21 protein-coding genes, 1 tRNA gene and 1 pseudogene are annotated in these 22,890 nt (G+C 54.9%); 13 read left to right on the top strand and 10 right to left on the bottom strand.

From position 1 onward, the window contains the following. Positions 1 to 1,341 carry an SPOR domain-containing protein gene (locus AC2FJE_RS06275; RefSeq protein WP_496760787.1) on the bottom strand — a complete coding sequence of 447 codons (1,341 nt, stop codon included), beginning with the start codon at positions 1,339 to 1,341 and terminating at the stop codon, positions 1 to 3. A gap of 202 nt (positions 1,342 to 1,543) precedes the next feature. On the opposite strand from AC2FJE_RS06275, the gene AC2FJE_RS06270 reads away from it, so the two are divergent. Next, a tRNA-Ser gene (locus AC2FJE_RS06270) sits at positions 1,544 to 1,633 on the top strand. A 375-nt stretch (positions 1,634 to 2,008) separates the two neighbouring features. Here the strand turns inward: AC2FJE_RS06270 and AC2FJE_RS06265 are convergent. From AC2FJE_RS06265 to AC2FJE_RS06255, 3 genes are read right to left on the bottom strand one after another with little or no spacing between them, the layout of a single operon-like run. Then, positions 2,009 to 3,688 (bottom strand): recombinase family protein, encoded by a 1,680-nt coding sequence (locus AC2FJE_RS06265; protein ID WP_496760786.1) that lies wholly within the window; start codon positions 3,686 to 3,688, stop codon positions 2,009 to 2,011. Then, positions 3,685 to 4,101 carry a DUF2924 domain-containing protein gene (locus tag AC2FJE_RS06260; protein ID WP_496754871.1) on the bottom strand — a complete coding sequence of 139 codons (417 nt, stop codon included), beginning with the start codon at positions 4,099 to 4,101 and terminating at the stop codon, positions 3,685 to 3,687. Before AC2FJE_RS06260 ends, AC2FJE_RS06265 begins: the two co-directional genes overlap by 4 nt. Continuing rightward, entirely contained in the window at positions 4,098 to 4,328 is a 231-nt protein-coding gene (locus tag AC2FJE_RS06255) for a DUF3489 domain-containing protein (protein ID WP_496760785.1), read from the bottom strand. Before AC2FJE_RS06255 ends, AC2FJE_RS06260 begins: the two co-directional genes overlap by 4 nt. A 447-nt stretch (positions 4,329 to 4,775) precedes the next feature. On the opposite strand from AC2FJE_RS06255, the gene AC2FJE_RS06250 reads away from it, so the two are divergent. Genes AC2FJE_RS06250 through terL form a run of 3 tightly spaced genes read left to right on the top strand, consistent with a single transcriptional unit; the run spans position 4,776 to position 8,062 of the window. Continuing rightward, positions 4,776 to 6,170, top strand: a complete 1,395-nt coding sequence (locus tag AC2FJE_RS06250) for a site-specific DNA-methyltransferase (protein ID WP_496760784.1) — start codon at positions 4,776 to 4,778, stop codon at positions 6,168 to 6,170. Next, positions 6,163 to 6,597, top strand: a complete 435-nt coding sequence (locus AC2FJE_RS06245) for a DUF5681 domain-containing protein (protein ID WP_271950126.1) — start codon at positions 6,163 to 6,165, stop codon at positions 6,595 to 6,597. Before AC2FJE_RS06250 ends, AC2FJE_RS06245 begins: the two co-directional genes overlap by 8 nt. After that, on the top strand, positions 6,584 to 8,062 hold the full coding sequence (terL, locus tag AC2FJE_RS06240) for a phage terminase large subunit (RefSeq protein WP_496760783.1): 1,479 nt from the start codon (positions 6,584 to 6,586) through the stop codon (positions 8,060 to 8,062). The genes AC2FJE_RS06245 and terL overlap by 14 nt, the downstream gene beginning before the upstream one ends. 205 nt (positions 8,063 to 8,267) lie before the next feature. On the opposite strand, the gene AC2FJE_RS06235 is transcribed toward terL, so the two are convergent. Then, positions 8,268 to 9,590 (bottom strand): tetratricopeptide repeat protein, encoded by a 1,323-nt coding sequence (locus tag AC2FJE_RS06235; RefSeq protein ID WP_496760782.1) that lies wholly within the window; start codon positions 9,588 to 9,590, stop codon positions 8,268 to 8,270. Positions 9,591 to 9,774: 184 nt separating this feature from the next. Here AC2FJE_RS06235 and AC2FJE_RS06230 point away from each other — a divergent pair, with 184 nt between their 5' ends. The 3 genes from AC2FJE_RS06230 (at position 9,775) to AC2FJE_RS06220 (ending at position 12,685) form a co-directional block, all read left to right on the top strand. Continuing rightward, complete coding sequence (locus AC2FJE_RS06230; RefSeq protein ID WP_145975776.1) at positions 9,775 to 9,990, top strand: hypothetical protein; 216 nt, start codon at positions 9,775 to 9,777, stop codon at positions 9,988 to 9,990. Positions 9,991 to 10,094: 104 nt separating this feature from the next. Beyond that, complete coding sequence (locus AC2FJE_RS06225; protein ID WP_496760781.1) at positions 10,095 to 11,789, top strand: sulfatase-like hydrolase/transferase; 1,695 nt, start codon at positions 10,095 to 10,097, stop codon at positions 11,787 to 11,789. 80 nt (positions 11,790 to 11,869) lie between these two features. Then, a complete protein-coding gene (locus tag AC2FJE_RS06220) occupies positions 11,870 to 12,685 on the top strand; it encodes a hypothetical protein (RefSeq protein WP_496760780.1) in 816 nt (271 codons plus the stop codon). Between the two features lie 329 nt (positions 12,686 to 13,014). Here the strand turns inward: AC2FJE_RS06220 and AC2FJE_RS06215 are convergent, their stop codons facing one another. The 3 genes from AC2FJE_RS06215 to AC2FJE_RS06205 all read right to left on the bottom strand — a co-directional run bounded on the left by AC2FJE_RS06215 (position 13,015) and on the right by AC2FJE_RS06205 (position 16,205). Further along, positions 13,015 to 14,985, bottom strand: coding sequence for a pyridoxamine 5'-phosphate oxidase family protein (locus tag AC2FJE_RS06215; protein ID WP_496760779.1), 1,971 nt, complete (start codon positions 14,983 to 14,985; stop codon positions 13,015 to 13,017). A 107-nt stretch (positions 14,986 to 15,092) separates the two neighbouring features. Further along, positions 15,093 to 15,569: a nuclear transport factor 2 family protein gene (locus AC2FJE_RS06210; RefSeq protein WP_496760778.1), complete on the bottom strand. Its 477-nt coding sequence runs from the start codon at positions 15,567 to 15,569 to the stop codon at positions 15,093 to 15,095. Positions 15,570 to 15,581: 12 nt separating this feature from the next. Continuing rightward, positions 15,582 to 16,205 carry a glutathione S-transferase family protein gene (locus AC2FJE_RS06205; RefSeq protein ID WP_496760777.1) on the bottom strand — a complete coding sequence of 208 codons (624 nt, stop codon included), beginning with the start codon at positions 16,203 to 16,205 and terminating at the stop codon, positions 15,582 to 15,584. 108 nt (positions 16,206 to 16,313) lie between these two features. Between AC2FJE_RS06205 and AC2FJE_RS06200 the strand changes: the two genes are divergently transcribed. Continuing rightward, positions 16,314 to 17,228, top strand: a complete 915-nt coding sequence (locus tag AC2FJE_RS06200) for a LysR family transcriptional regulator (protein WP_496760776.1) — start codon at positions 16,314 to 16,316, stop codon at positions 17,226 to 17,228. Between the two features lie 24 nt (positions 17,229 to 17,252). Here the strand turns inward: AC2FJE_RS06200 and AC2FJE_RS06195 are convergent, their stop codons facing one another. Beyond that, complete coding sequence (locus AC2FJE_RS06195) at positions 17,253 to 18,155, bottom strand: LysR family transcriptional regulator (RefSeq protein ID WP_496760775.1); 903 nt, start codon at positions 18,153 to 18,155, stop codon at positions 17,253 to 17,255. A gap of 147 nt (positions 18,156 to 18,302) precedes the next feature. Here AC2FJE_RS06195 and AC2FJE_RS06190 point away from each other — a divergent pair, with 147 nt between their 5' ends. From AC2FJE_RS06190 to AC2FJE_RS06175, 4 genes are all read left to right on the top strand, one after another. Continuing rightward, complete coding sequence (locus tag AC2FJE_RS06190; protein ID WP_496760774.1) at positions 18,303 to 18,689, top strand: YybH family protein; 387 nt, start codon at positions 18,303 to 18,305, stop codon at positions 18,687 to 18,689. A 71-nt stretch (positions 18,690 to 18,760) separates the two neighbouring features. Further along, positions 18,761 to 19,195 carry a hypothetical protein gene (locus AC2FJE_RS06185; RefSeq protein WP_496760773.1) on the top strand — a complete coding sequence of 145 codons (435 nt, stop codon included), beginning with the start codon at positions 18,761 to 18,763 and terminating at the stop codon, positions 19,193 to 19,195. A gap of 25 nt (positions 19,196 to 19,220) precedes the next feature. Next, positions 19,221 to 19,607: a YybH family protein gene (locus AC2FJE_RS06180; RefSeq protein WP_496760772.1), complete on the top strand. Its 387-nt coding sequence runs from the start codon at positions 19,221 to 19,223 to the stop codon at positions 19,605 to 19,607. Between the two features lie 669 nt (positions 19,608 to 20,276). Then, positions 20,277 to 21,356 (top strand): DUF2652 domain-containing protein, encoded by a 1,080-nt coding sequence (locus tag AC2FJE_RS06175; RefSeq protein ID WP_496760771.1) that lies wholly within the window; start codon positions 20,277 to 20,279, stop codon positions 21,354 to 21,356. Between the two features lie 173 nt (positions 21,357 to 21,529). Here AC2FJE_RS06175 and AC2FJE_RS06170 read toward each other — a convergent pair whose 3' ends face one another. Next, a complete protein-coding gene (locus tag AC2FJE_RS06170; RefSeq protein ID WP_496760770.1) occupies positions 21,530 to 21,889 on the bottom strand; it encodes a hypothetical protein in 360 nt (119 codons plus the stop codon). Positions 21,890 to 22,665: 776 nt separating this feature from the next. Between AC2FJE_RS06170 and AC2FJE_RS06165 the strand changes: the two are divergent. Beyond that, a pseudogene (locus tag AC2FJE_RS06165) lies at positions 22,666 to 22,890 on the top strand (IS6 family transposase); the annotation flags it as partial.

Here is a 22,890-nt window from a genome sequence, read left to right as displayed (position 1 = left end):
TCAATTTTTGACGGTGAACGCGTCGTTAAAGCCCAGGTCTTTGACATCGCGCTGCATGGCATTGCGTTCCGAGCGCGACGTGGCTGGGCCGACCAGGACCCTCCAGACCGTTTTGCCGTCCGAGGTTAGTTCTCGCACCTCGGCAGGCATTCCGTTGCGGCGGATCTTGTTGGCAGCACTATTGGCGTTGGTTTCAACCCCGAAAGTGCCAACCTGGACGAACGGTTTTGACAAGGACGATACCGAAGCCGCCGTGGCTGCCGATGCGCCCGCTGTTGCGGCAGAGGGGGGGCTGGCCGGTGTGGGTTCTGCCGCGTCAATCGCCGCAGCCGCGCCCGCGATCGGGTCCAGCGGCGTTTCGGTGATTTCATCGGGACTTTTCTTTTGCCACCATTTACGTTTGGCCGGTTGTTCAGTCGGGGGGGTAACCTCTGGGTCCACCAGTGAAGCCGATGATGCTGCTTCTGCCGTCGTTTCAACCACCTCAGTCGCTGTGTCAGTCGCCGTATCGGTCGCAGCATCAGCGGCCACGGCCGCCGTGGCAGGTTTTTTGCGCTGCCACCATTTGGGCTTGGTCGGTTCTTCCGTCTCTGCGACAGTTTCGACCGCCTCGGTGGCTGCTTCCGCCGCTGTGTCGGTGGCCGTGTCGGTCGCGGCATCTGCGGCTACAGCAGCCGCAGTCGCGGCACCGGCCGCCGCAGCAGGTTTTTTGCGTTGCCACCACTTGAGCTTGGCTGGCTGTTCAGCTTCTGCGGCCTCACTTTCGGCGATGTCGGTCTTGGGCTCATCCGCTGCTGCGGTTTGCGTTTCTTCGACAGGGATCTCTTCGGCTGCGGGCTTTTCTTCAACCGGCTCAGGTTTCGGCTCGGGCGCTTTGCGACGCAGGGCGACGACATCAACCTGTGTAGGCGCGCCAGCCAGAATGCCCAGTTTTTCGGCCGCAGCAGAGGAAAGCTGCAGTTCAGGACCCGGCAGGTTTCTTTCGCGACGGAACAACGCGGCGGTGATTGTTCTATTGTTCTTGGGGTTTTTGACGCGCACACGTTCAGGCTGTGTCACATCCGGGTGGGCAACCCATATGCCGCCCAATGACGGGCGGCCATCCCATAGTCCGGGCTCAGACAGCTGAAACACCTCGGGCGCTTCGACATCATCTTTCGGGCTTCCGCTTGGAGTGGGGAAAAGGTCGGTCCGACCGTCTGGTGCGGATTCGGCGCTCTGGGTATCTGCCGAGACATTTTCGGGGGAAAGCACCTCATCGCAACCAACCAAAACCACGGACACAACGGCCAAAGTCGCTAACGCTCGCGGATGTGCGCGTGTCTCTGTCGCTCGCTTCATCTTGTCATCCCTTGCCTGATTGGGCCTCGTTTCCCGAGACCCGCCGCCGATTGCTGGTTCTGTGATGCCAGCCTGCTTCGGTCTTTCCTGCAGATCATAACGCGGCCAAAGTGTCATGGAAAGACCGCAGCGGGCGCTTCGGCAAGAATTCCCTATTTGGTCTTGCCACCGGTTCGCGATGGCCTTAGACCCGGCCCCACGCGGGGAGGTGGCAGAGTGGTCGAATGCGGCGGTCTTGAAAACCGTTGAACGTGAGAGCGTTCCCAGGGTTCGAATCCCTGTCTCCCCGCCACTCATATCTGTCTCACTTGAGTTGTAATTTCTGACCCGGAATTGTGCCGCAATTCCCGCGCGTTGGCGCGTGCGCTTTCAATCAGAGACGGAGCAGACCGTACACTCGGAGCACGATTCAAGCCTCAGTCTCAGTGCCACATTTTGGCGGGGTCGCTTTGGGCCAGATTTCCCTGATACCCGGCAGTTTACAGGGAATTTTCGTTAGATGGGTCGAGAACCCAGAGCTTCACATGCCAGAACTGTCTGTTTTTCAGAGGCTTATGATGCAAATTCCCTAAGAGGTGGAACAGGGAGTTTTCTCGTGGGAACAGGGAATTGTGCCGACGGATCAGGGAGGGCGAACCCTCTAGCAGGGACGAAGGACTTGGAGATGTCAGAAGCCGAACAGGCGTTCTTGTTCGGACCAGTCTAGTGGGTGGGTCACGCTGATCAGACGCTTGAGTGTGAGTTCGGGCGGCTGCGTGCCGTCGAGAATCGCGGCCTGAATCTTCGGTAAGAGAAAGGCGAGCTGGGCGCGGGTACGGATAAATGCGCCGGGGACGCTTTCGCGCCGCGCAATTTCCATCAGTTGAACTCCGGCTTTCAGATCACGGGCCCAGCTATGGGCGCGGATTAGCATGGAACGGAGGTGGGGATCGGGTTGGGGTGCCATGTCTCCGACGATGACCTTGGCCTCGACGCCGCGACGGCGCAGATCGAGGGATGCGGTGATGTGTGTGAGATCCGGGTGCAGATGATCGGTCGCGATGCCAATTGCGCTTGCCAGGGTTTTGGGGTTCAATTCGAGGTCGATCTGTCCTCGTGCGATTCCGCCGCTGGCCAGAATATCAGCGCCGACCTGACCGACTTGGCGTTGAAGGCGGGTCACTAGATCGGCAATTGAGGTCTGGACTGCCTTGGCTGACCCAGCCTCGGGCTGCGCCAGTACCTGGTGTGCAGCGGCGGCGTCTTGCAGATGTCCGACGATGACAGCAATGACCGCATTTTCCAGCGCCGGGCCGGGCAGTCGCCAGGCAGAGATATCCTTGCCACCCGAGATCAGTCGATTGGAGATATAGTAGCGCAACCGTCGGCCTTTGCGCGTGGTGTGGGTCGGCGTCAACCGATCACCAGTTTCGTCCTGCAGCAGACCGGTGAGCCAGGCGCCGGGGTCATTGGAACGTTGGCGTGCATTGGGTGAAGGGTCTGCACGAGATCGTTGCGCCGCTTGGCGCATTTTTTCCTGCACCCGGTCCCAGATGCCCTTGTCGATGATCGCCGGATGTTGTCCGTCCCAGATCTTATCCTTGTGGCGAATTTTTCCGATGTAAACCGGGTTGCGCAGCAGGTAATAGATCTGACCGCGTGAGAGCGGACAATCCCCCTTCACGCTGCCATCCGCTCGAACTACCCGTTTTGACCGCAACCCTTCTGCTGTTGCCCGTTCTTCTACCTTGCGCAGGCACCCCAGTTCCTCATAAAGACCAAAGAGAAGCCGGACGGTTCTGGCCTCATCTTCATTCACCACCAGCGTTCTTGCTTTTGGATCGGGGTGACGATCATAGCCCAGAGGCAGGTTGCCACCCATCCAAAGCCCCTTCTTCTTCGACGCTGCAATCTTGTCGCGAATACGTTCGGCGGTAACTTCCCGTTCAAACTGAGCAAAGGACAGTAGCACATTGAGAGTCAGTCGCCCCATGGAGGAAGAAGTGTTGAAGGCCTGTGTGACGGACACAAAAGAACTGTTCGCCTGTTCCAGCCGGTCGACCAGCTTGGAGAAGTCGGCGAGCGATCGGGTCAGCCGGTCGATCTTGTAGACCACCACCAAGTCGATACGCCCTGCATCAATCTCGTCAAGCAGGCTTTGCAGGGCGGGGCGTTCGACTGTGCCGCCCGACAGGCCACCGTCATCGTAGCGCTCTGGCAATAGGGTCCAGCCTTCATGTCGCTGGCTGGTGACATAGGCTGCGCAGGCTTCGTATTGCGCGTCCAGCGAATTAAAGTCCTGATCCAGACCATCTTCTGAGGACTTGCGCGTGTAGATGGCGCATAGGATTTTACGGCGCGGGCTCATTTGGCCCCCTTGCCGGTGAGCCCAAAGAAACGCGGACCTGACCAATGCGCACCGGTAATTTCTCGGGCGATGGCCGAGAGAGAGCGATAGGACCAACTGTTCCAGACAAAGCAATCCTCTGTAACGTCGACTACATGGGTCACGCCATTCCACTCGCGCAGCAGGCGCCCGCCGGGTTTTAGGGCAGGGCATGTAGGCCGGGGTTTCTTCTCAGAGCCCTTTTCCAGCGTGGCTTTGACCTGCCGGGATAGCCCGCCATGACGGCGGGACTGCATCTCAAAGGCGATAAAACGGCGCAGGAAGGGTTGGCTGAGCATGGCGGGTGCGGGTTGATCAAACAGTTGTTGCCAAAGCGTGACCAGATCCGATCGCCCCATGGCGGCCAGATCGGCAATTTCGCCAGTCTTCGTCATGACTCTTCTCCTGTTCCCACCGTCAGGTGATAGGTGGAAGAACCATCTGGTTTGTCGGATGCCCGCCTTTCAATTGTGACGCCTTTTTTCCGCAGACCGCTTAGAGCCGCTCGGACCGAATGAGGCTGCCGCCCCGTTGCTTTGCAGAGCGCCTCAAGGCTGGCGCCGCTCGGGCGACGCAACAAAGCTTGCACCTTGTCAATTTTAGTTTGCTTCCGCTTGGGCATGAACTGTCTCCTCTAATCTTGGGTCGGCGAGATACGGAACCCCAGTACCGAGGAGCGCCCGAATGACTCGGGCGTGGGTTCAGTGATGCGTGGTTCATAGCAACAGTCCAGCTCTTTCTGGAGCAGCCTCAGGAGGGGTGTGTTTTGCAGGGCGCTGCTGCCGTACCCCCGATTATTAGTCAACAATCTTAATTGGTTACTTTTGTTTTGGGGGTTGCATCCTGTATTGATGAAACCTACATTTTGTTCAATCGCCCGGACTATCAGGGCGAGAAACTGCTCCCGCAGGCAGCACTCATTGGAAACACAGGTTTCCGCAGAGAGCATTCAAAGGAGCAACGTCTCGGATCGATTGGTCCGGGGAGTTGCGATTTGTGCTCTCTCCGATTTTCCAACGCGATCCCTCCATCTCGGCGTCCACATGGCGCCAAGCAAAAGGAGGCGAACATGCCTGCCAAGAAACCACAGAGCGACGCCACGGCGTCCAATGCGCCGATCTGGATGGCGGACAAAGTCGTCCAATCTCAGATCAGCCAGATCAAGCCATACGCCAACAACAACCGCGTGCATGCAGCCAAGAACATCGACAAGCTTATGGCGTCGGTGGCCCAGTTTGGCTTTGTCACCCCGATCCTGTTGGATGGTTCGGGCACAATCATCGCGGGTCATGGCCGCTATGAGGCCGCCAAGGCTCTGGGGTTGACGTCCGTGCCGACAGTTGTCGCGGATCACTTGTCAGAAGCAGAAGTGCGCGTTCTGCGCATTGCGGATAACAAGCTGGCGGAATTGTCCGACTGGAACGAAGCGGCCCTCCAGATTGAGTTTGCCGAGTTGATGGATCTCAGCCTTGATGGTGAACTGGACTTCAGCCTCGATATCACTGGGTTTGAGACGCCGGAGATCGACATCATCATCGACGGCGCGGGCGAGGCCACGGAGACGGAAGCGGAGACTGTAGAGGCCCCGGACCCTGCGGCACCCGTAATCACTCAGCCGGGCGATCTTTGGGTTCTTGGAGATCATCGCATCTTCTGCGGGGATGCCCTGCAAGCCCAGAGCTACGACACTTTGCTGAAGGGCGAGAGCCCGCAGATGGTCTTCACCGATCCTCCATACAACGTACCGGTCAATGGGCATGTCCGCTGTGGCATCAGTGGCGAACATCGCGAGTTTGCCATGGCGTCGGGTGAAATGTCTAACAGTGAGTTCCGCGTCTTTCTTTCAGGCGTGGTCACCCGGCTGTTTGACTGCTTGCCGGACGGAAGCATTGCGATGATCTGCATGGACTGGCGTCACATTGAAGAACTGATTGCGGCCGGCAAGGCAGGCGGCTTGGATCTCATCAATCTTTGCGTCTGGAATAAGACTAACGGAGGGATGGGCAGCCTTTATCGTTCCAAACACGAGCTGGTCGCAATCTTTAAGAAGCCCGGCGCGTCGCATATCAACAATGTCGAACTGGGCAAACATGGGCGCAACCGCACCAATGTCTGGGATTACGCCGGTGTGAACAGCTTTGGGGCAGGACGCGAAGCGGATCTCGCTGATCATCCCACGGTGAAGCCGACAGCTTTGATGGCAGATGCCATGATGGATGTAAGTCATCGCGGCGATGTCGTGCTGGACGTCTTTGGCGGGTCCGGCGCGACCTTGCTGGCAGCTGAGAAAACCGGGCGCCGGGCGCGGCTCATTGAGCTTGACCCTGTTTACGTCGATGTCGCCATCCACCGTTGGCAGGAGATGACCGGTGAAAGCGCGGTGCATGCTGTCACGGGGCAAACGTTCGATACGCGTTCTGCAGCCAACGACACCACTTCAGAGCAGGAGGTGGATCATGTCTGACGATACGAAAGAGTATGAGGTGGGCTACGGCAAGCCGCCCAAAGCGACCCAATTCAAGAAAGGCCGCTCCGGCAATCCGAAGGGACGACCAAAAGGTGCCAAAGGGGTGAATGCTAGCTTGAAACGCGAACTGGAAGCCAAGATCACCGTCCGCGAAGGCAACAACGAAGCTCGGATTTCCAAGGCGGAGGCAATTGCAAAGCGGCTCACGGCCGGTGCGTTGAAGGGCGACACGAAATTGCTAATGGCGCTTCTCAAGGTCGACGCTGATCTGTTCGGCGGTCCAGATGATGGGAGCGAACAGGCTGGCTCTGAAGTGAATGGGCCGGAGGCAGTTGACTATGACATCCTCCGGGATTTCTTTTCCAGCCAACTGGACGGTGACGGTGGTCCGGAAAACGAGGAGGCGGAAGATGACGACTCCTGATCCAAAAATGGTCCTGCAAGCCGCTCGCGAGGTTTGCCGGGACAATTTCTTTCCTTTCGTGTGGCGTGTGTTTGACACGCTGCACCAAGGGACTGACCGCAGCTTTGATCCGGCTTGGCATGTGCGTGCCATGTGCCATGAGTTGGACAATGTCCGCCAAGGCGAAAACAAGCGGCTGATCATCAACATCCCGCCACGTTGCCTGAAATCGGTCACCGTGGCCGTTGCATATGTCGCTTATCTTCTGGGGCACTCACCCAGCGCCAAGATTATTGTTGCCAGCTACGGGCTGGATTTGGCGCGCAAGCATTCTGAAGATTGTCGTCGGATCATGTCCGCGCGCTGGTACCGGGAAATGTTCCCTGAAACGGTTTTGGCCCAAAAGGGCAACTCCTCAGAAGAAATCCGCACCACAAAGGGAGGCAGTCGCAAGGCTGTCTCCATCGGCAGTTCTGTTACTGGCCATGGCGCTGATTACATCATCATCGATGACCTGCTGAAAGCTGGTGATGCGGGTTCCGAAGCCGAGCTGGTCAAGGCACAGGAGTTCATTGAGGGGACCTTGCTGTCGCGCTTTGACAACCCGGCCGAAGGGCGTGTGGTTATGGTTGCACAACGGTTGCACGAGATGGATCCGCCAGGCTACCTGCTTGAACGCGGTACCTATCGGCACCTGAATCTGTCTGCCATCGCCGAAGAATATGAGACGGTGCCTCTTGGGCGTGGAAGGGCCATGCACCGCAAACCGGGTGATCTCCTTTGCCCGTCGCGCCTGGATCAGCAAACGCTGGATACCAAGCGCCGTGAAATGGGCGCAGCCGTGTTCAATTGCCAGTATCAGCAGAACCCGATTGCACCAGACGGATCGCCCCTTCGCTGGGAGTGGTTCAGTATTTATGAGACCATCGAAAATCGTCGCTGGTTCCAACTGGTGGTTCAAAGCTGGGATACGGGCATGTCAGCGGATCCCCGGTCCGACTTCTCGGCCTGTACAACCTGGGGATTCCGCGAAAATGCGTGGTACCTTCTCGACGTCTGGCGCGGGCAGGTGGACTACCCAGACCTGAAAGCCAAGGCGCTACAGCTTGTCGGCCTTTGGGATCCGGATCGTGTTTTGATCGAAGATGCGGCCTCCGGTAAACCGCTTCTGGACGAGCTGTTTCGTGATGACCGTCGGCGCTACGAACGCATTAAACCCGACAAGGACAAGGAAACCCGGTTCCAGTCCGCTTGCGGTCCTGTCGAAGAGGGCAAGGTGTATCTGCCTGCAGACGCACCCTGGCTGCCGGTATTCAAACGAGAGCTTCAGTCCTTTCCACGCGGGCGTAACGACGATCAGGTCGATAGCTTTGCGCATTTTCTGAACTGGTCCAAGGGACTGGGGTTCTACCGGGCATTGGGTCGCGACCACCGGATCAACATCGAACGTCGGGAGCGTAATCGAGAGAGGGTCAGGCGACGGTAGAACCTCAGCGTCAAGCTTGGAAGCTCGTTGAATAGTGCTGGGAGGGCCGATGTCGGACCAATCCTGAGAGCGGCCCCAATGACCGCTCGCAACCACAAACCAGTCTCATCGCTAATGCTGTCGGATGACGGCTTCGAGCCCGAAGCAGTCCTTTGTCCAACCCTTACATACTGTTCCGCGGTTACGGCTTCTCTGAGCCCAAAGCTCACCTTTGAGGTATGGTACTTAGGTGATCAGTTAAGGCGCGAACCTGCTCTGAGTTCACATAAAGGCGATCCAAAAGGGTAACAGCGTCAATTGTCGGCCAGTTTTGATTTAAGTCTGCCTCCAATGCCAAGGCCTCTGCTTGATTTCCGAGCGCCGCATTCGCTGCTGCGAGGTAGATCAAAGTGGGAGCCGAAATCGGATCTCCAGCGCGGGTGGCGGCATTGAGAGCGTCGATGGCTTGCTCGTATTTTCCTGCGTGAAAGCTAGCAGCGCCATAGATACTTTTGTTTGCAAATCGTCCTAAGCCTGATGTCCGCGGACGGTCGCTCGTCGACGCGGCGAGTGCAGCGTCAAAGTCGCCAGTCGCCAGCATGACCATTGCGTAGAAATCTAGAACGTTGCCGTCCTTAGGGGCGAGATCCAAGGCAATGTCTGCGTGTTCCGTAGCTCGCTTTGTATCTCCTTCGGCAAGGTCAACCCAAGACAGCGCCGATTGCGTCCATGAGTTGGCAGGTGATAGAACTTCGGCTTGGTTGGCCAAATGGCGTGCCTCCTCTAGCAGCGCAGAACGCTCAGGACCGTCTGGCGCGAAAATCGCAAGAGCGGCCAAACACTGAGATGCACCTGCATATCCACCAAAGTAGGATTCATCCTTCTCGATAGCATGACGGAACATGGCCAGAGCTAATTCAAGCTGTGCGCGCTCAATCATGGGAAAAATCAAATTCCGCGCCTGATCTGACAGCGTCACCGCTTGAAGGCTAGACGGTGACTTAGCCAGATGTGCGCGCCTTTCTGCCTCTAGCGTGGGATCATTTGAGGTCTCGAATTGTCCGGACACGTCGGTCGTGGTTTCTCCCATAGAACTGATCGTGATCCCCAAGCCTAAACCGACACCAAGCGCCACAAAGATGCTAACGGCAAACTGAATCGCCCTGCTCTTCCATCTGCTATCGAGTTGTAAATCTGTCGCAGCCTCCTCAGTCTGAGTGTCCGTTGGATACCTGAGCTCGAAACGAGGTACATACCCGCCGGGATCGATATGAATATGGATTGGATCGTCTCTTCCCGGGCCGGCAAAATACTGTGCAAGCCGGCGCCTGAGACGCCCAGCGTCAACCCGAACGATGTTATGGCTGTCACCATTTTGATCCGGAGGTCTGCCGTAGACATCCTCGGCGATTGTTTTGGCGAGTGGCTTTCGTGTGTAATCAAGAAGGTTCTGTTCTACGATGTAGTCCAGCAATTCAGAGAGCCGAATCGCGCCTTTGAAAAGCTCGCTGGACTTCACGCGATTGAGCTCTTCACGAACTTCTTCCAACTCCAGAGGCCCCGACCAAAGCGGGTGCTTGTTGGCTGTAGTTTCCCTAGGACCCATGCCAGCAGACTACTGATAGACGGTCAAATTGAAAGGATTTTCACCCCTTTCTCACCGTGTGAAACTCCCACTGGCTTCAGCGGTTGGTAATGTGATCTTAGCGGGAGCTAATGGGTTCGATAGGCACATGCGAGTATTCGAGAAGCACTTTGGTGGACTTGCAGAAAAAATTCAGAAGCGCCGAAAAACGGACGCTGAGCTTGAAGAGATTTGCAGAGATTTCGAACTTCTGATGACGAGCCGGCAAAGCGAATTCGCTCAAGAGGATGTTTGGAACGATGCCTTCAATAGTAGCCTTGCAGGGTTGAAGAAGGAAATTTTGGCAAAGCTCGAACCCGACTGAGTAGAGCGGGACAATTGGAACAACGGACAAGAGAGTTTGGAGCGCCCGGGTGATTTTCGGGCGCTACGAACACCGTTTCACAATACAACAAATGAGGAGCCAAAATGCGAAGTCTATATCAATTCCTAGTACCGGTTTTCGGGGTCGCTCTTGTCTTGTCGACATCCATAGCTCGGGCTCAAGAAGGCTCGATCATTCGAGACGCCGAGTATCGAATTCTGGAACGTCAGCACGGAGATCGCTGGGCAGCTGAAGACAAAGACATCGACGTTAAGCTGGCGGAGTTCCGAGATGAGAACGGCGGAAACCCCCCAAATATACTGTACATCCTGTTGGATGACGTAGGGTTTGGCGAAGTCGGAATGCCAGATCTGGACGTGGTACGTGGATACTCGACACCAAACATAACGAACTTCGCAGACCAAGGTATGTCCATGATGCGGATGTATACCGAACCGTCTTGCACACCCACTCGAGTCGCCATGTTGACCGGGCGACACCCGGTCCGGACCGGTTTCGATGAGGCCAAAGCGGTTCCTGAGGGCGAAGGTTTGGCGGACCGCGAAGTGACCTTGGCCGAAGTGCTGAGCGAGAATGGCTACGCAACGGCCCATATCGGCAAGTGGCACATGGGTGATATCGAGCAAAGCTATGCGATCAACCAAGGTTTCGATTATGCCGAACATCCGATTCACCAACAGGCGCAACTTGCCTTGATGAATTCGATGGCTTTGAACGAAGGACATGTTGATGGTGTCGATCTGCGGCTTCGTTCAACCGATCTGATGCTGGATGACATATTCCGCATCGACCCTTATGCAATGGTCTATGGAACCGTCGGCGAAAAAGGTGGAGCGATACGAGAGGTCCACATGGAGCCGGGGCAGAAGTTCTCGCAGGACGACTATGTTGCCATGGGGCAGCGCTACAAGCAGAGCACTCTAGATCAACTGGAAAAGCTCGCCAAAGGCGACAAGCCGTTCTTTTTGCAGTACTGGCCGCTGTTCCCGATCAGCTTTACCAGGACTGATATCGAACAAGCGCAGACTCTGAACGGTGGACCGGTCGCAGAAGCTATCGTTAAGGTCGATGGTTACATCGGTGAAATCCTGTCTCGGGTCAAGGAACTGGGAATAGCAGACAATACGATCATCGTGATCATGGGAGACAATGGCCCGTTCATGGAGTTCGTCGACAAGAGCGGCCAGTCCGACCGGATATATCGCGGCGGCAAGACCGAGCATCTGGAGGGTGGCGTTCGTGTTAATGCCTTTGTCCGCTGGCCCGGGATGATTGAGGAAGGGACACGCGTAAAAGATATCACTCACGTTTCTGATCTTTTCAGCACCTTTGCGCGACTGGGCGACGGCGAGGCGAGCATCCCACGCGACCGGATTATCGACGGGGTCGATCAAACCGCGCTTTGGCTTCTCGGGGAAACGCATGGGCGTCGAGATTATGTATTCGTCTACGAAGGGTTTGTGCTGAGATCTCTTGTCAAGCAACAATACAAGATGCATTTGCCACCCCCTGGCGGAAACCCCATCCTTGCTGCCATGTACGACCTATACAAGAACCCGCGCGAGGATCGGCCGCAGGATTCCATTCGTATTGGAGTAGGTTTCGGCGCCAATTTCAGTCTGATGGCCCAACGCCATCTTGCCATGAAAGAGCTTTATCCTGACAAGCCTCCCGGGCATGGGCCACTGTATGGCGGAATTGAAAACCTTCGACCTGAAACAAAGGAACTCGTGGACAACATCCTATTTGCTCAAGGTCTCACTAGAAAGTCGGATTAAGCGGCCCCCTATCAGGTGTCCTGACCGGCACAGTCCGGTCAGGTTTATCTAGAACTTGCGCGATTGAAGGATCGAACGCGATGAAACTTGCTTTCTTTTTCTCCCCGAAATCTCTGGCTCTTATCGCTGCTGTTTTCGGCATAGTGTTGCCCTCGGTCACAAAGGCCGAACCCGTGGCCCTTTCATTTTCTGAAGACTGGCGACATGGCGTGACTGTCTACGGTTTTCTTCCACAATCGCTGACCGGGACTTCGACTATTGCTAATACCAGCGTTGATCTTGATTTGGATTTTCAAGACGCGCTGGATCTCTTGGACTTCGGCATCTCGGCACAATACGAAGGTTGGACGGGGAACTGGGGTTTCATAGTCGACGCAAACTACGCAAAGCTAGGGACCGAACAATCCATCCCGCTTCCGGCTGGGAACATTGAAGTTGACCTCGATGTTAAGCAATCGTGGATCGGATTTTTGGGCGGTTACAAAGTTGCAAATGGGGTTTATGGCAACAATGGCCACCGATACTCTGTCGATCTACAAGCTGGGCTTCGCTACAATGAACTGAAGCAGGAGGCAGACGTTTCCACTTTGGGGCCTAGCGTTACCCTTGGCGGGACTGAAACATGGACCGAGGTGGTTGTTGGCGCTCGTGGCACGTGGGAGCTCTCGGACCGTTGGTTCTTGGTTGCTGCGGCTGACGCAGGCCTTGGTGGCGAAAATGTCAATTCCCACTGGCGTGTTTCGCTGGGCTTCGCCTATCAAGCTTGGGAAAATACCTCTATTCGTTTCGGATGGCGGCACTACGAAATCGACTATGAGACTGAACGGGCCGATGGGACATTCGCCTATGACGTCATGCAAACAGGACCACTGGTTGGTGTAACCTTCTCTTTCTGACTACGAGCGTGTCGTAGAGGAAAACCCACGTACTTGTGATTGTCATTCGTGGTCTTCGTTCATTGGTAGGGTCGAACTTGCTTTCAGTGGCTGCTTTGTCCGCGTAGCAGTCGTTCATGCCGAGTGCGGCGAATGACTGCTCCGAGCCCGTCCTGTAAATTCGGTTTTCTCGCTGCGCGCGCATGCAGCGCGGGAAATGCTGCGCCGGTGTAAATTTTAATGCTGCCACGCAGCGGAAAGACCAGACATTCGTACATAATGCAGCAAAGATCTGATGCAGAATTCATTGCCTGCGGGCCAAACCGTCATCGGCTTTGTGAGTCTTGTAGTCAGAAGATGAAGGATTCACGATGACGCCTACTTTCCTCAACGTCTAGTTCAGTGAGCGCTGCTTCACCCCAAGTCATGAACGCATCAGGTCCGCACATGTAGACCTCTCGCGAGTCGACTGCTGAGATGCATTCGATATCTTCAACCTGCACACGCCGTTCTTCAATCTGCAGCCCATCCTCAGAAAATGCCAGACGCAGATCATCCCGTGCAGATTTTGCGACCGATGGGTCATCTCCGACGCTTTGGAACGCGACAATGCACAGTTTAACATTGGCTGGGACTGGCCCAATTTGCCTGGCAAAATGCTCTAGCACTTTGATTTCGTCACCACGACCAGAGAACAACAGGACGATGTCGGTCGATGTTTGCGGCTGTGAACTCGCCATCACAAGGATGCCGTCCCAAATCGCCATGAATGGGGTAATGCCAACACCACCTGCGATCCAAAGCATCTTGGATGGGATATTTGGAGGAGCGTTCTTAGTGTCTTGCGTGAAGCAGGTGAAGCCCGCGCCGGAGCCTTTGAATGCGATGGGCAGCTTGTCCGCGATCAGTTTGTCAGCGTTGTCGTGCAGAACATTCGACATTAAGCCGCCCGGCTTTCTTTTGACAGTAATGCTGACCTGATCAGTCTCAGCGAACGCTTTGCTTGCGGTATCGAAACCGGGCGCGTTCGAAAGCGTCCAGGTGCGCACATAGTCTTCGTTGACGAGCTGGGGGTTGGCTTCGTTCATGTGACTGTATCCGGCGTCGAGGAGACCTGAGAAATCGAAAACACCAAACCCGCCGGGAAATGGCGCATCAATCAGCTGCGACAGTGCGAAGTTGAAGGTTGTGATGCTGTCAGAAAGGGGTTTCGTCGACACGAGTGTGGCTGTGACGGCTGCCGACGTTTCGTGTGCAAGGAGTGCGTGCCCCATTTGTTGTAACTCCTGACGCAAGTGTCGCACCGGTGGATTATAGGGCGAATACTGTTCGTCGGATGTCAGCCTGAGGTTCAGACCATCTTTCACAAATACCGCGCCCGTTACCTTGATGCGCGTTAGCATGCTGACACGTGGCATCAATGCTTCGGCTTCGTTATCTAGCAGGTTTTCGGCATCCCCTGTGATGTAGAGGACATCACCTGTCGTGAAGTCTGGAAATACGAGGCCGACCTGCGGATCCGTCTCAATATTCCCCAAAGACTGATAGAAACGATTGCCCGAATGGTCGGGCAAAACCAGATAGGTCGTGATGTGGTCGCCATCGGTTTCTTCGTAGATACGCGTGAAGCCCGGAGCGCCGCCGCGATGATTGACCCCCATATCCGTCTTGGTGCCAGTCGCGGTTTCATCTCCACTGTGCTTTGTCGCCAGAAAGACCGTGCTGGCCTGATCCACAACCGCCTTGGCCGCATCCGGCAAGGCCAAAGTGCGGTTTTGAAAGCTGTCATACATGCGTTCGGCGGTGCGCTGTTTGTGCGCTAAATCGCGCAAGGTAATGTATTTGGGGCAGTTTCCTAAGTGTTGGTCGGATACCAGTTGCAGGTTGATTTTTCCTGTGTCTTCCACGAAGGACGTGCGAATTGCGCCAGCGATTTTGTTTCGGCGACGGTTGGTGAAATCTACGCCAACACCAGCAAAAAGCTGTGGTTGTGGGCCGGGCTGTGTGTTCTGCGTTAGAGCACGTACAAAGGGATCGTGTGGGTTGCTTTCTGCAACGACGTCCATTGCGTTGTGACCCGTAATCTTGATGCCAACCGCCGGATCACTTTCCGACTGTGTGACCAGCAAGCTGACCCACGGCCGCCGGTCTCGATCCAGCGTCGCCAGTGGCAAGTAAGACAGGCCCGCAAAGAAATCTGCGTGCTGCTGCGGCATATCGCTATCTATGTACTGAGGAATGGCGTTGATCAGTTCTTTGGGCGTATTGCGCCGCCTTTGAAGCAGCAGCTCACCTTTGTGCGATCTATGTGTCCGAACCATTTCGTGTCCCAATCATCCGTTTGAAAATCAGTTGTCTTGCGATGCTTCGGTTGACGCCTTCCATCGGATGGAAGGCGTCAACGATTCTTGGTGCGACAGCGTTAGGACTAAAGCCCCAGATCGCTTAGCCCCGAATGATCATCAGGACGGCGACCAAGCGGCCAATGAAACTTGCGATCCGCCTCTTGAATAGGGTGCTCGTTGATACTGGCAAAACGAAGTGCCATGAAGCCATCCTCGTCGAATTCCCAATTCTCGTTGCCATAGGCCCGAAACCAGTTTCCGCTGTCGTCGTGATATTCATAGGCGTATCGCACCGCGATGCGATTGCCGTCATGGGCCCACAGTTCTTTGATGAGACGGTAGTCCAATTCCTTGGCCCACTTGCGGGTCAGGAATTCTTCAATCTGCGCACGCCCTTTCGGAAACTCGACGCGGTTGCGCCATTTGCTGTCAGGTGTGTATGCAAGGGCGACTTTCGCCGGGTTTTGGCCGTTCCAACCGTCTTCTGCGAGGCGCACCTTTTCGATTGCGGTCTCTTTCGTAAACGGAGGTAACGGGTGGCGGGGGGCTTCGGTTGTCATGACAAAATCCCTTTATTCGGCCATGAGGCCGACAGCGGTCGCAGGCATCGCTTCAAAGCCTGGCAAGGCTTCGAACCGGGTGAGCCATGCGCGGACATTCGGGTAAGGGTCCAGCGAGATTTTTCCCTCAGGCGCATGGGCGGTATAGGAATAATTGGCGACATCTGCGATCGTCGGGCGATCGCCAACTAACCAATCACGTCCTGCCAGCCCATGTTCCAGCTTTTGCATCGCCTTTGTCGCGGTCGCATCGGCGAAATCTACGTCCAACTGAGCGCCAAACACAGTAATCAAACGTGCAGCACATGATCCAAAGGCAAGTTCGCCCGCCGCAAGGGTGAGCCAGCGCTGAACATTAGCTTCGTCGACCGGGGTACTTGGCATCCAGTCGGGCGCGTATGTCCGTGCAAGATAGACGAGGATCGCGTTTGAATCCGAGACAATGAGATCGCCATCTTCTATGACGGGCACCTGCCCATTTGGGTTCATCGCCAAGAACTCGGGCGATTTATGTTCACCACCTGCCAGATCTACGGGAACTTCTTCGTGAGCGATCCCTGCGAGTTTCGCAAACACCAAGGCGCGATGGGCGTGACCTGATTTTGCAAAATGGTGAATGCGAACGGCGTTTGGCATTTGTGGCTCCAGTCATTTTTCAACGTATGCGCAAGCCCTACCAGTTGCACACTTCAGCGATAATTGTCTAAGTTGGCGAGTGTTTAAGCCCTGAAAGGGCGCAATAAGATGGATAAAATTGACCGAATGCGGGCGTTTGCGCTTGTCGCCAAGAACGCCTCTTTCACGATTGCTGCGCAACGCATGGGGCGATCTGCGCGTTTGGTCAGCAAATACGTCGCTGACTTGGAAAACGCGCTTGGTGTGCAGCTGCTCAACCGCACCACACGTAGTGTCTCTTTGACAGACGCCGGCGCGACATACCTGACGCTGTGTGAACCGCTCCTTGATGGCTTTGATGAGTTGGAGGAAAGGGTCAGACACGATCAGACGTCGCTACGTGGTGCAATACACATTTCGGCCCCCACCGGGTTCGGTGCATTGCGGCTAACGCCGTCGCTTGCAAAGTTTGGAGCGAAACACCCCAACGTGGAACTAAATCTGCAATTCTCTGACCGCCGCGTGTCGATCATTGAAGAAGGCTTCGACCTCGCCATCAGGATTGGCCCTATGCGAGACAGCTCACTCAAGGTACGGCAACTGGGCCGCATGCCCTTGGTGATCTGCGCATCAACTGCCTATCTGGAGCAAGCTGGAACGCCAAACCACCCGCGCGCGCTGGCCACGCATGAGTGTATTCTCGACGGGAACATGACCGAGCCCACCGTCTGGAGGTTCAATATCAATGGCCAGGAAGAGGCTGTCTCAGTCAGTGGACGCTTTCGCATGAACGCGCCCGCAGCCGCAGCCAGGCTCGCTGCAACAGGCGCTGCAATCGCACGTTGCCCCGCCTACACGGTGGCGGAGGCCTTCAGGTCCGGCGACTTGGTTGAACTTTTTGCTAAGCACCGGGTCTCGCCATATACTGTTGCTGCGCTCTTCCCGCAGAACAGGCGCCTCACAACGCGGGTGCGCGCGCTAATTGATCATCTCTCGGGCGACGCGGCTTTGTGTTCTGACAGCGTCGCAACAATGCCAGGCTGACCCGGAAAATCGCCCCAACCTGCGCTACGCCGCCTTGCCTGACGCTTTTGCCATATCGACAAATGCTCTGAGCCGTAGTGTCATATTACGCTTACTGCGGTAATTTAAAGAATAGCGCGGAAGCTGTCCCACTTGGCCGCTAAGAACTTCGGTCAGGCCACCCTCTTCCAGATGGGGCACGGCTATTTCCCTGTAAAGATACGCAAGACCAAGCCCTTGCTTTGCATAAGCAAGAAGCGACCGCATATCGTTTGCCACCATACGCGGTTTTGGCTGTATCGTGTACATGCCCTCTGGCCCGTTGAACCCCCACGCGGCCAGATTACCACCCGAGCCAAAAGCATAGCAAATTGCACCGTGCTCTAGGATGTCCCGCGGATGGTCGGGTGTCCCCTTCTGCGCAAGGTACGCATCAGATGCGACGATGGTCATTTCTAACTCTGGCCCAACAGAAACGGCATGAGTATCTGGCCCAAGTAGCGTGCTTGAACGAATGGCGGCATCGACGCCTGACGTCAGAAGATCGACCTTCTGATCATCATAGATCACTTCGACATCGACCTTTGGAAATGCAGCCGCGAAACGCGCGACCAGATCATCCAGAAAGAAGGGGCCAGCGCTGTAAGGCGCCGAAAGCCTCAAGGTGCCAGCGACCTCATCTTTCTGTGCATGGATGTCCTCCAGCGCGCCTTCCAGATCAACGATGGCGGGCAGGCTTTTTACATAGAACTGTTCGCCCGCCGGTGTCAGCACGACGGACCGTGATGAACGTTCGAACAGCCGCACGCCCAGACGGTCTTCAAAACGTTGGATCGCCCCACTCACCGACGCCGGAGCTTGCTGAAGATGTTCAGCCGCCGCGCGGAAACCACCACGGCGCGCGACTTCGACAAAGACACGAATGTCAGCAAAGTTGCTACGGGCCATTGTTCGTTTTTCCGATCATAACGTTAGGATAATGTAGGGTTATTCTTACGATAACAGTGCGGTACATACTCAGCAAGACGCAAAAATGAAGAAGTGAAGAGTTGGTAGATGACCGGTTCTTCGCCCAATAAGCCAAGGAGTAAGATCATGAGTGTCCGTAAAGAAATCGAAGAAGTCATCCACCTTTGGAATAGCGGCCTAGACGGCGGCGACATCGAGCAAATGGTAGCAACTTGCCATCCAAATGTCATGACGATCAATGAACGCCAGCCTGTCACCGTTGGCACGCAGGCCATCCATGACAAGTACAACCCGCGTATCGCAGCCGCCGAGATTACATCAGGCTATGATATCGAAGAGTTGCAGGAATATGGCGACACGGTCATTGTGTCTGGCCGTTTCTACGGCACCATGAAGATGCGCGATACCGGCGAAGTCAAAAAGCCCGAAGGCCGCTTGATGCTTGGCTACAAGCGCGACGAGAGCGGTGCGTGGAAAATGTTCCTCGACATGGACAACAACGGCCCGGAGTAAACGGCTGAGGCAGCGCCTGATCAGGCGCTGCCAATTCTCCCCAAAATGCAATTTTAGCTTAGGAGCTCGACATGAATACGCTTGAGATTGTCACCAAAGAATTCGTCGATCTTCATGACTTCTTTACTGAGTGGTTCAACGGAACCGTTGAGCGCGACCAACTGGACCCACAGTTCTTGTCACGCCTAGATACGAACATCATCTTCATCCCGCCCGAGGGGCACATCATGACCGGCGATATGCTCCGGGGCGGTTTTGACCGTGGCTATGGGGCGAACAAGGATTTCCGTACCAAAATTCGCGATGTCACGATCCGGCATGAAATCGGTGATCTGGTGATGGCGACCTACACCGAATGGCAAATGGGTGCTGCGCTATCAGCAGAGAAAAACAACGCGCGCGTCACAAGTGTTGTCGTCAAGATGACCAATCCAGTGACGTGGTTACACATCCATGAAACGTGGCTGCCTGACGCGATGCGCGACGCTGGTGCCTTCGATTTCTGATCACCCCCAATCCGAAGGCAACGACATGACACAACGCATTGCCCATCAACCCCGTGAAATCGCTGATTGCGTCAGCGCCTATCTGCAAGAAGGTGATCTGGATGGCATCACCTCGATGTTTCATCCAGATTGCCAGATCTTCTTTCCACCCGACCAGCCGCCACTGACAGGGCTGGAAGGGGCTCGCAAAGCCTTTGAAGGTTTCTTGGACATCCGCCCTCAGATCAAAAGCGAGGTGTTCAGCGAGGTCATTAATGGTGATGTCGCCATGCTGCGCGCAAATTGGAGTGTGATTGCACCGGACGGCACGGTGTTGGCCGAAGGTCAATCCACCGAGGTCGCCAAAAAGCTGGAGAGCGGCGGTTGGGGGTATTTGATCGACTGCCCTAACGGTCCCCCAAGCCTTACGTGATTGCATGAGCATTTGAGGGCGTCCCACGGCTGTCGGGCGCTCTCATGTTCGCTGGGTGGGGTTGCAAAACAGATCGGCATCCGGGCAAAGATCGACGTGAGGCCCGCACATTACATGTGGGATTTCGCGTGGGATAGACCGGCGCTCCGTTGCCATGTGTGCGAGGAGTGAAAGAGCCAAAAAGCAGTTTGGATTTGACTGCTTAGACCAGTTTATAATGACTGCACTACTGACTTCGGCAACGGTGCAAAGATGGCCGTGCTGCAAGCATGAGCAAATGCAGCGTCAGCAACAACCGCGGAAGCAAACGGCAACAAGGTCCCGCAGACTGATGACTCTTACAAAGCGCAGCGAAAGTACGATCTTTGTTCGGGCGGGAATGCCGCCGGCGAATGACCGGTTTGGCGACATGGGCTGCGAAACGGAGCTGGGGTCGCTGCAGATGCAAACCTATGCTGCGTCGGCGAAGGGTCGAAATCGGATGACGGCTTCGTCCCGCACAGCAGACATTGGGCGGACTCCTCTGAATGTCTACTTTGAGCCCGAAGCGGTCGACTACAGCAATCTGAAATTGAGACCTTCTATGCCGTATGGCCATGACAGACGCTTGCGTGTACTTTTCCGGTACTGGTGCAAGAAACGTACCGACCGCTCTTTGGGGAGGGGACTATGACAGCAACACACACTGGGTATCTGCTGATCGCCGATATTTCGGGGTACACGCAATTCCTGACATCCTCGGAAATGGACCATGCCAATCCTATCCTGCAATCGCTGTTGGCAGCACTGATTGAGCAAGTCGGCGATCCGTTGCATTTTTGGAAAACCGAGGGCGACGCTGTCCTTGCATACTCGACACGTCAGGATTTCCCGTCGGGTGAGACGTTTCTGACCATCTGCGAAAACCTGTACAACGCATTTACCCTCAGGCGGCAGGACATAATCGCAAACACGACATGCCCATGCCGAGCTTGCGCCAATGTCGACAATTTGGACCTCAAAATCATCGCCCACCACGGCCAATTTGACGAAATGCAGCTTGGCCCGACTAAGGACATTTCGGGAGCCGATGTCATCCTTGTTCACCGGATGACCAAAACAGACGTATCTGAGAACACCAGTATTCACAGCTATGCCCTGTTCAGCGAAGCCGCCGCCGCCGCCATGGACGTCAGTGAAATAATGCAGCCTTTTTCGCAGGATATCGAACATTTTGGTGAAGTCCGCATGAAGGTCTACGATTTGGCCAAATCTTGGAAAAAAATGCGCGCTGATCGCCAACGCGATTTCTTGGAAGAGCAGGATGGCGTATGGACCTTGCGATATCATTTCGACGCTCCCATTGGGGTCGTTTGGGAGGCTCTCGTTGCTCCCGAACATAAACTGAAGTGGATGAATCGCGTCGGCGATATCAAGATGGAGAACCCCCTTGGACGCCTTGGTCCAGGGTCGGGCTATCATTGCGCACACGAAATGGCCCATTTTTTTTATCGTGTTACAGATTGGGAACCCTTTGATTATTTTTCAACGCGCATTCTGGACCCTGCGCGCCCAAACGTCAGCTTCCCTGAGACCTACCATCTGACAGAAACTAAGACGGGCACCGAGCTTCGCTACACAATGGGTATAGCAACCGATGCCGATGGAACGCGTTCGGAAATCTCCGAACAAGAATGTTCAGCGTTTTTGGCGGAATTCTGGGCCGTGTCTTTTGCGGACATGAATGAGCAACTCAGCCAATCCAAATAGCACCGTCCTAACCAAATGACGGACGCCCGACACTGAATAATGTAAGGTCTGCTTTGTCCGCAAGGCGGACGTTGGCGCTTTGCAACGTTGGGTCTGCTATCCGTCCAAAAGCCGACATCTGACCAAATCAATCAGCTGACCGCGTTGAGTCCAGGTGTTATGATTCAGCCGTTTTACTTAGCAAGGTCACCAACGATGCCAACGGCGTCGACTACAGTCGAAAGATCATCAGAAACTTCCAAAATTTCATCGTTGACGCGTATGTAACGATTTCCTTTTCCTGGAGGTTTCAATTTCCAGTTGGAAAGGTCGCCGATGTCCGAGTAATCCAAGTCGGCGGGAAGTTTGGCTCCTCTTGAATAGCGCTTTATTTGCCCTGGCGGCACAGCTTTCTGACCCTTATCCGGCTTGCCATCCAACTGAACTTTCTTGTCTTTTGACTTCCCGCCTTTTTCCTTGGCGGAAGCCACATCGATGACGCCAACCATCAAGGTCAGGGCCAGCATCCAAACGAATACAGAATAGATCTTCACGCGGTGTTCCTTCAATTTCACTGAACTCATACTGTTGTTGCATTTGTTACATTTTCTTTGGAGACTTCATTTAATGAACCAACGAACAATCATGCCCTAGCCTGTGTTCACGTCGGTCTGAATTTGAAGGCCTCTGGAGCAGTCTGGTCATGAATTGTGTTTTTAGCGGTCAGACTTTGTGGCAATTGAAGCGAATGCCCGCTTTAAGACTAGTAGTTGTTGCAACATCTTTAAGCAAAGAACCTGGCATCTCGGCCGAAGCTAAATTGTTTCACATGAGGATCGATGCGTAGCTCGCGGCAGAAGCCTTATGAAGGCTATAGGCAAGCAAAACTGCAAGAACGCATATTGGGCCGGCTATTTCCAAAAACGCTTTGAAAGATGATTGGGAGCTATTCCCAAGGGAGAAATACTGGGAGAGCCTACTTTTTGCAGGCAATAGCTTCCATTCACCTAGTCTTAACATATTCAACTCGTTAAAAAACAACGGTTGAAAACTAACATTCATGGTCTCAGACCCGTAAAGTTTTCGCAATTTTCAGAGATTTTGCTCCAAATTCGACAAAATAGGTCTACAGTCACAACGGAAAAACGCACATTGTAGACGAACCCAAGGCCAATTGGTTGTTAAACGGCCTATGGTAAATACTTCATCTAAGTTCGACGATTTCGTAAATTGCCTACTCCCTCTGGTCGCGTTGTTTCTTGATTGTTATGAGGGTCTTGTCAGAAGAACTTTGCTTGAGCGGGGCAGGGCAGTTGCGTAGCTTTTGCCCATGACCAGACCTGCCTCATTCAAATACTTTAAAACCAGTCCCGAGATCATCCGCCTTGCGGTGATGCTGTACATCCGTTTCCCGCTCTCGCTTCGGAATGTCGAAGATCTGCTGCACGAGAGAGGCATCGACGTGAGCCACGAAACTATCCGATATTGGTGGAACAGGTTTGGCCCGATGTTTGCTGCTGAGATCAGACGGAAGCGTGTTCAGCAGCTGCGCGCA

Source organism: Ruegeria sp. CDSC002, from assembly GCF_059610905.1.
The sequence above is the reverse complement of the archived record's forward strand: the minus strand, read 5'-3'. Positions and strand labels throughout refer to the sequence as shown.

Bases quoted from the DNA above. Each gene is read 5' to 3' on its own strand.
- AC2FJE_RS06275 (WP_496760787.1), bottom strand. From the start codon at position 1,341: ATGAAGCGAGCGACAGAGACACGCGCACATCCGCGAGCGTTAGCGACT.
- AC2FJE_RS06265 (WP_496760786.1), bottom strand. From the start codon at position 3,688: ATGAGCCCGCGCCGTAAAATCCTATGCGCCATCTACACGCGCAAGTCC.
- AC2FJE_RS06260 (WP_496754871.1), bottom strand. From the start codon at position 4,101: ATGACGAAGACTGGCGAAATTGCCGATCTGGCCGCCATGGGGCGATCG.
- AC2FJE_RS06255 (WP_496760785.1), bottom strand. From the start codon at position 4,328: ATGCCCAAGCGGAAGCAAACTAAAATTGACAAGGTGCAAGCTTTGTTG.
- AC2FJE_RS06250 (WP_496760784.1), top strand. From the start codon at position 4,776: ATGCCTGCCAAGAAACCACAGAGCGACGCCACGGCGTCCAATGCGCCG.
- AC2FJE_RS06245 (WP_271950126.1), top strand. From the start codon at position 6,163: ATGTCTGACGATACGAAAGAGTATGAGGTGGGCTACGGCAAGCCGCCC.
- terL (WP_496760783.1), top strand. From the start codon at position 6,584: ATGACGACTCCTGATCCAAAAATGGTCCTGCAAGCCGCTCGCGAGGTT.
- AC2FJE_RS06230 (WP_145975776.1), top strand. From the start codon at position 9,775: ATGCGAGTATTCGAGAAGCACTTTGGTGGACTTGCAGAAAAAATTCAG.
- AC2FJE_RS06225 (WP_496760781.1), top strand. From the start codon at position 10,095: ATGCGAAGTCTATATCAATTCCTAGTACCGGTTTTCGGGGTCGCTCTT.
- AC2FJE_RS06220 (WP_496760780.1), top strand. From the start codon at position 11,870: ATGAAACTTGCTTTCTTTTTCTCCCCGAAATCTCTGGCTCTTATCGCT.
- AC2FJE_RS06215 (WP_496760779.1), bottom strand. From the start codon at position 14,985: ATGGTTCGGACACATAGATCGCACAAAGGTGAGCTGCTGCTTCAAAGG.
- AC2FJE_RS06210 (WP_496760778.1), bottom strand. From the start codon at position 15,569: ATGACAACCGAAGCCCCCCGCCACCCGTTACCTCCGTTTACGAAAGAG.
- AC2FJE_RS06205 (WP_496760777.1), bottom strand. From the start codon at position 16,205: ATGCCAAACGCCGTTCGCATTCACCATTTTGCAAAATCAGGTCACGCC.
- AC2FJE_RS06200 (WP_496760776.1), top strand. From the start codon at position 16,314: ATGGATAAAATTGACCGAATGCGGGCGTTTGCGCTTGTCGCCAAGAAC.
- AC2FJE_RS06195 (WP_496760775.1), bottom strand. From the start codon at position 18,155: ATGGCCCGTAGCAACTTTGCTGACATTCGTGTCTTTGTCGAAGTCGCG.
- AC2FJE_RS06190 (WP_496760774.1), top strand. From the start codon at position 18,303: ATGAGTGTCCGTAAAGAAATCGAAGAAGTCATCCACCTTTGGAATAGC.
- AC2FJE_RS06185 (WP_496760773.1), top strand. From the start codon at position 18,761: ATGAATACGCTTGAGATTGTCACCAAAGAATTCGTCGATCTTCATGAC.
- AC2FJE_RS06180 (WP_496760772.1), top strand. From the start codon at position 19,221: ATGACACAACGCATTGCCCATCAACCCCGTGAAATCGCTGATTGCGTC.
- AC2FJE_RS06175 (WP_496760771.1), top strand. From the start codon at position 20,277: ATGACAGCAACACACACTGGGTATCTGCTGATCGCCGATATTTCGGGG.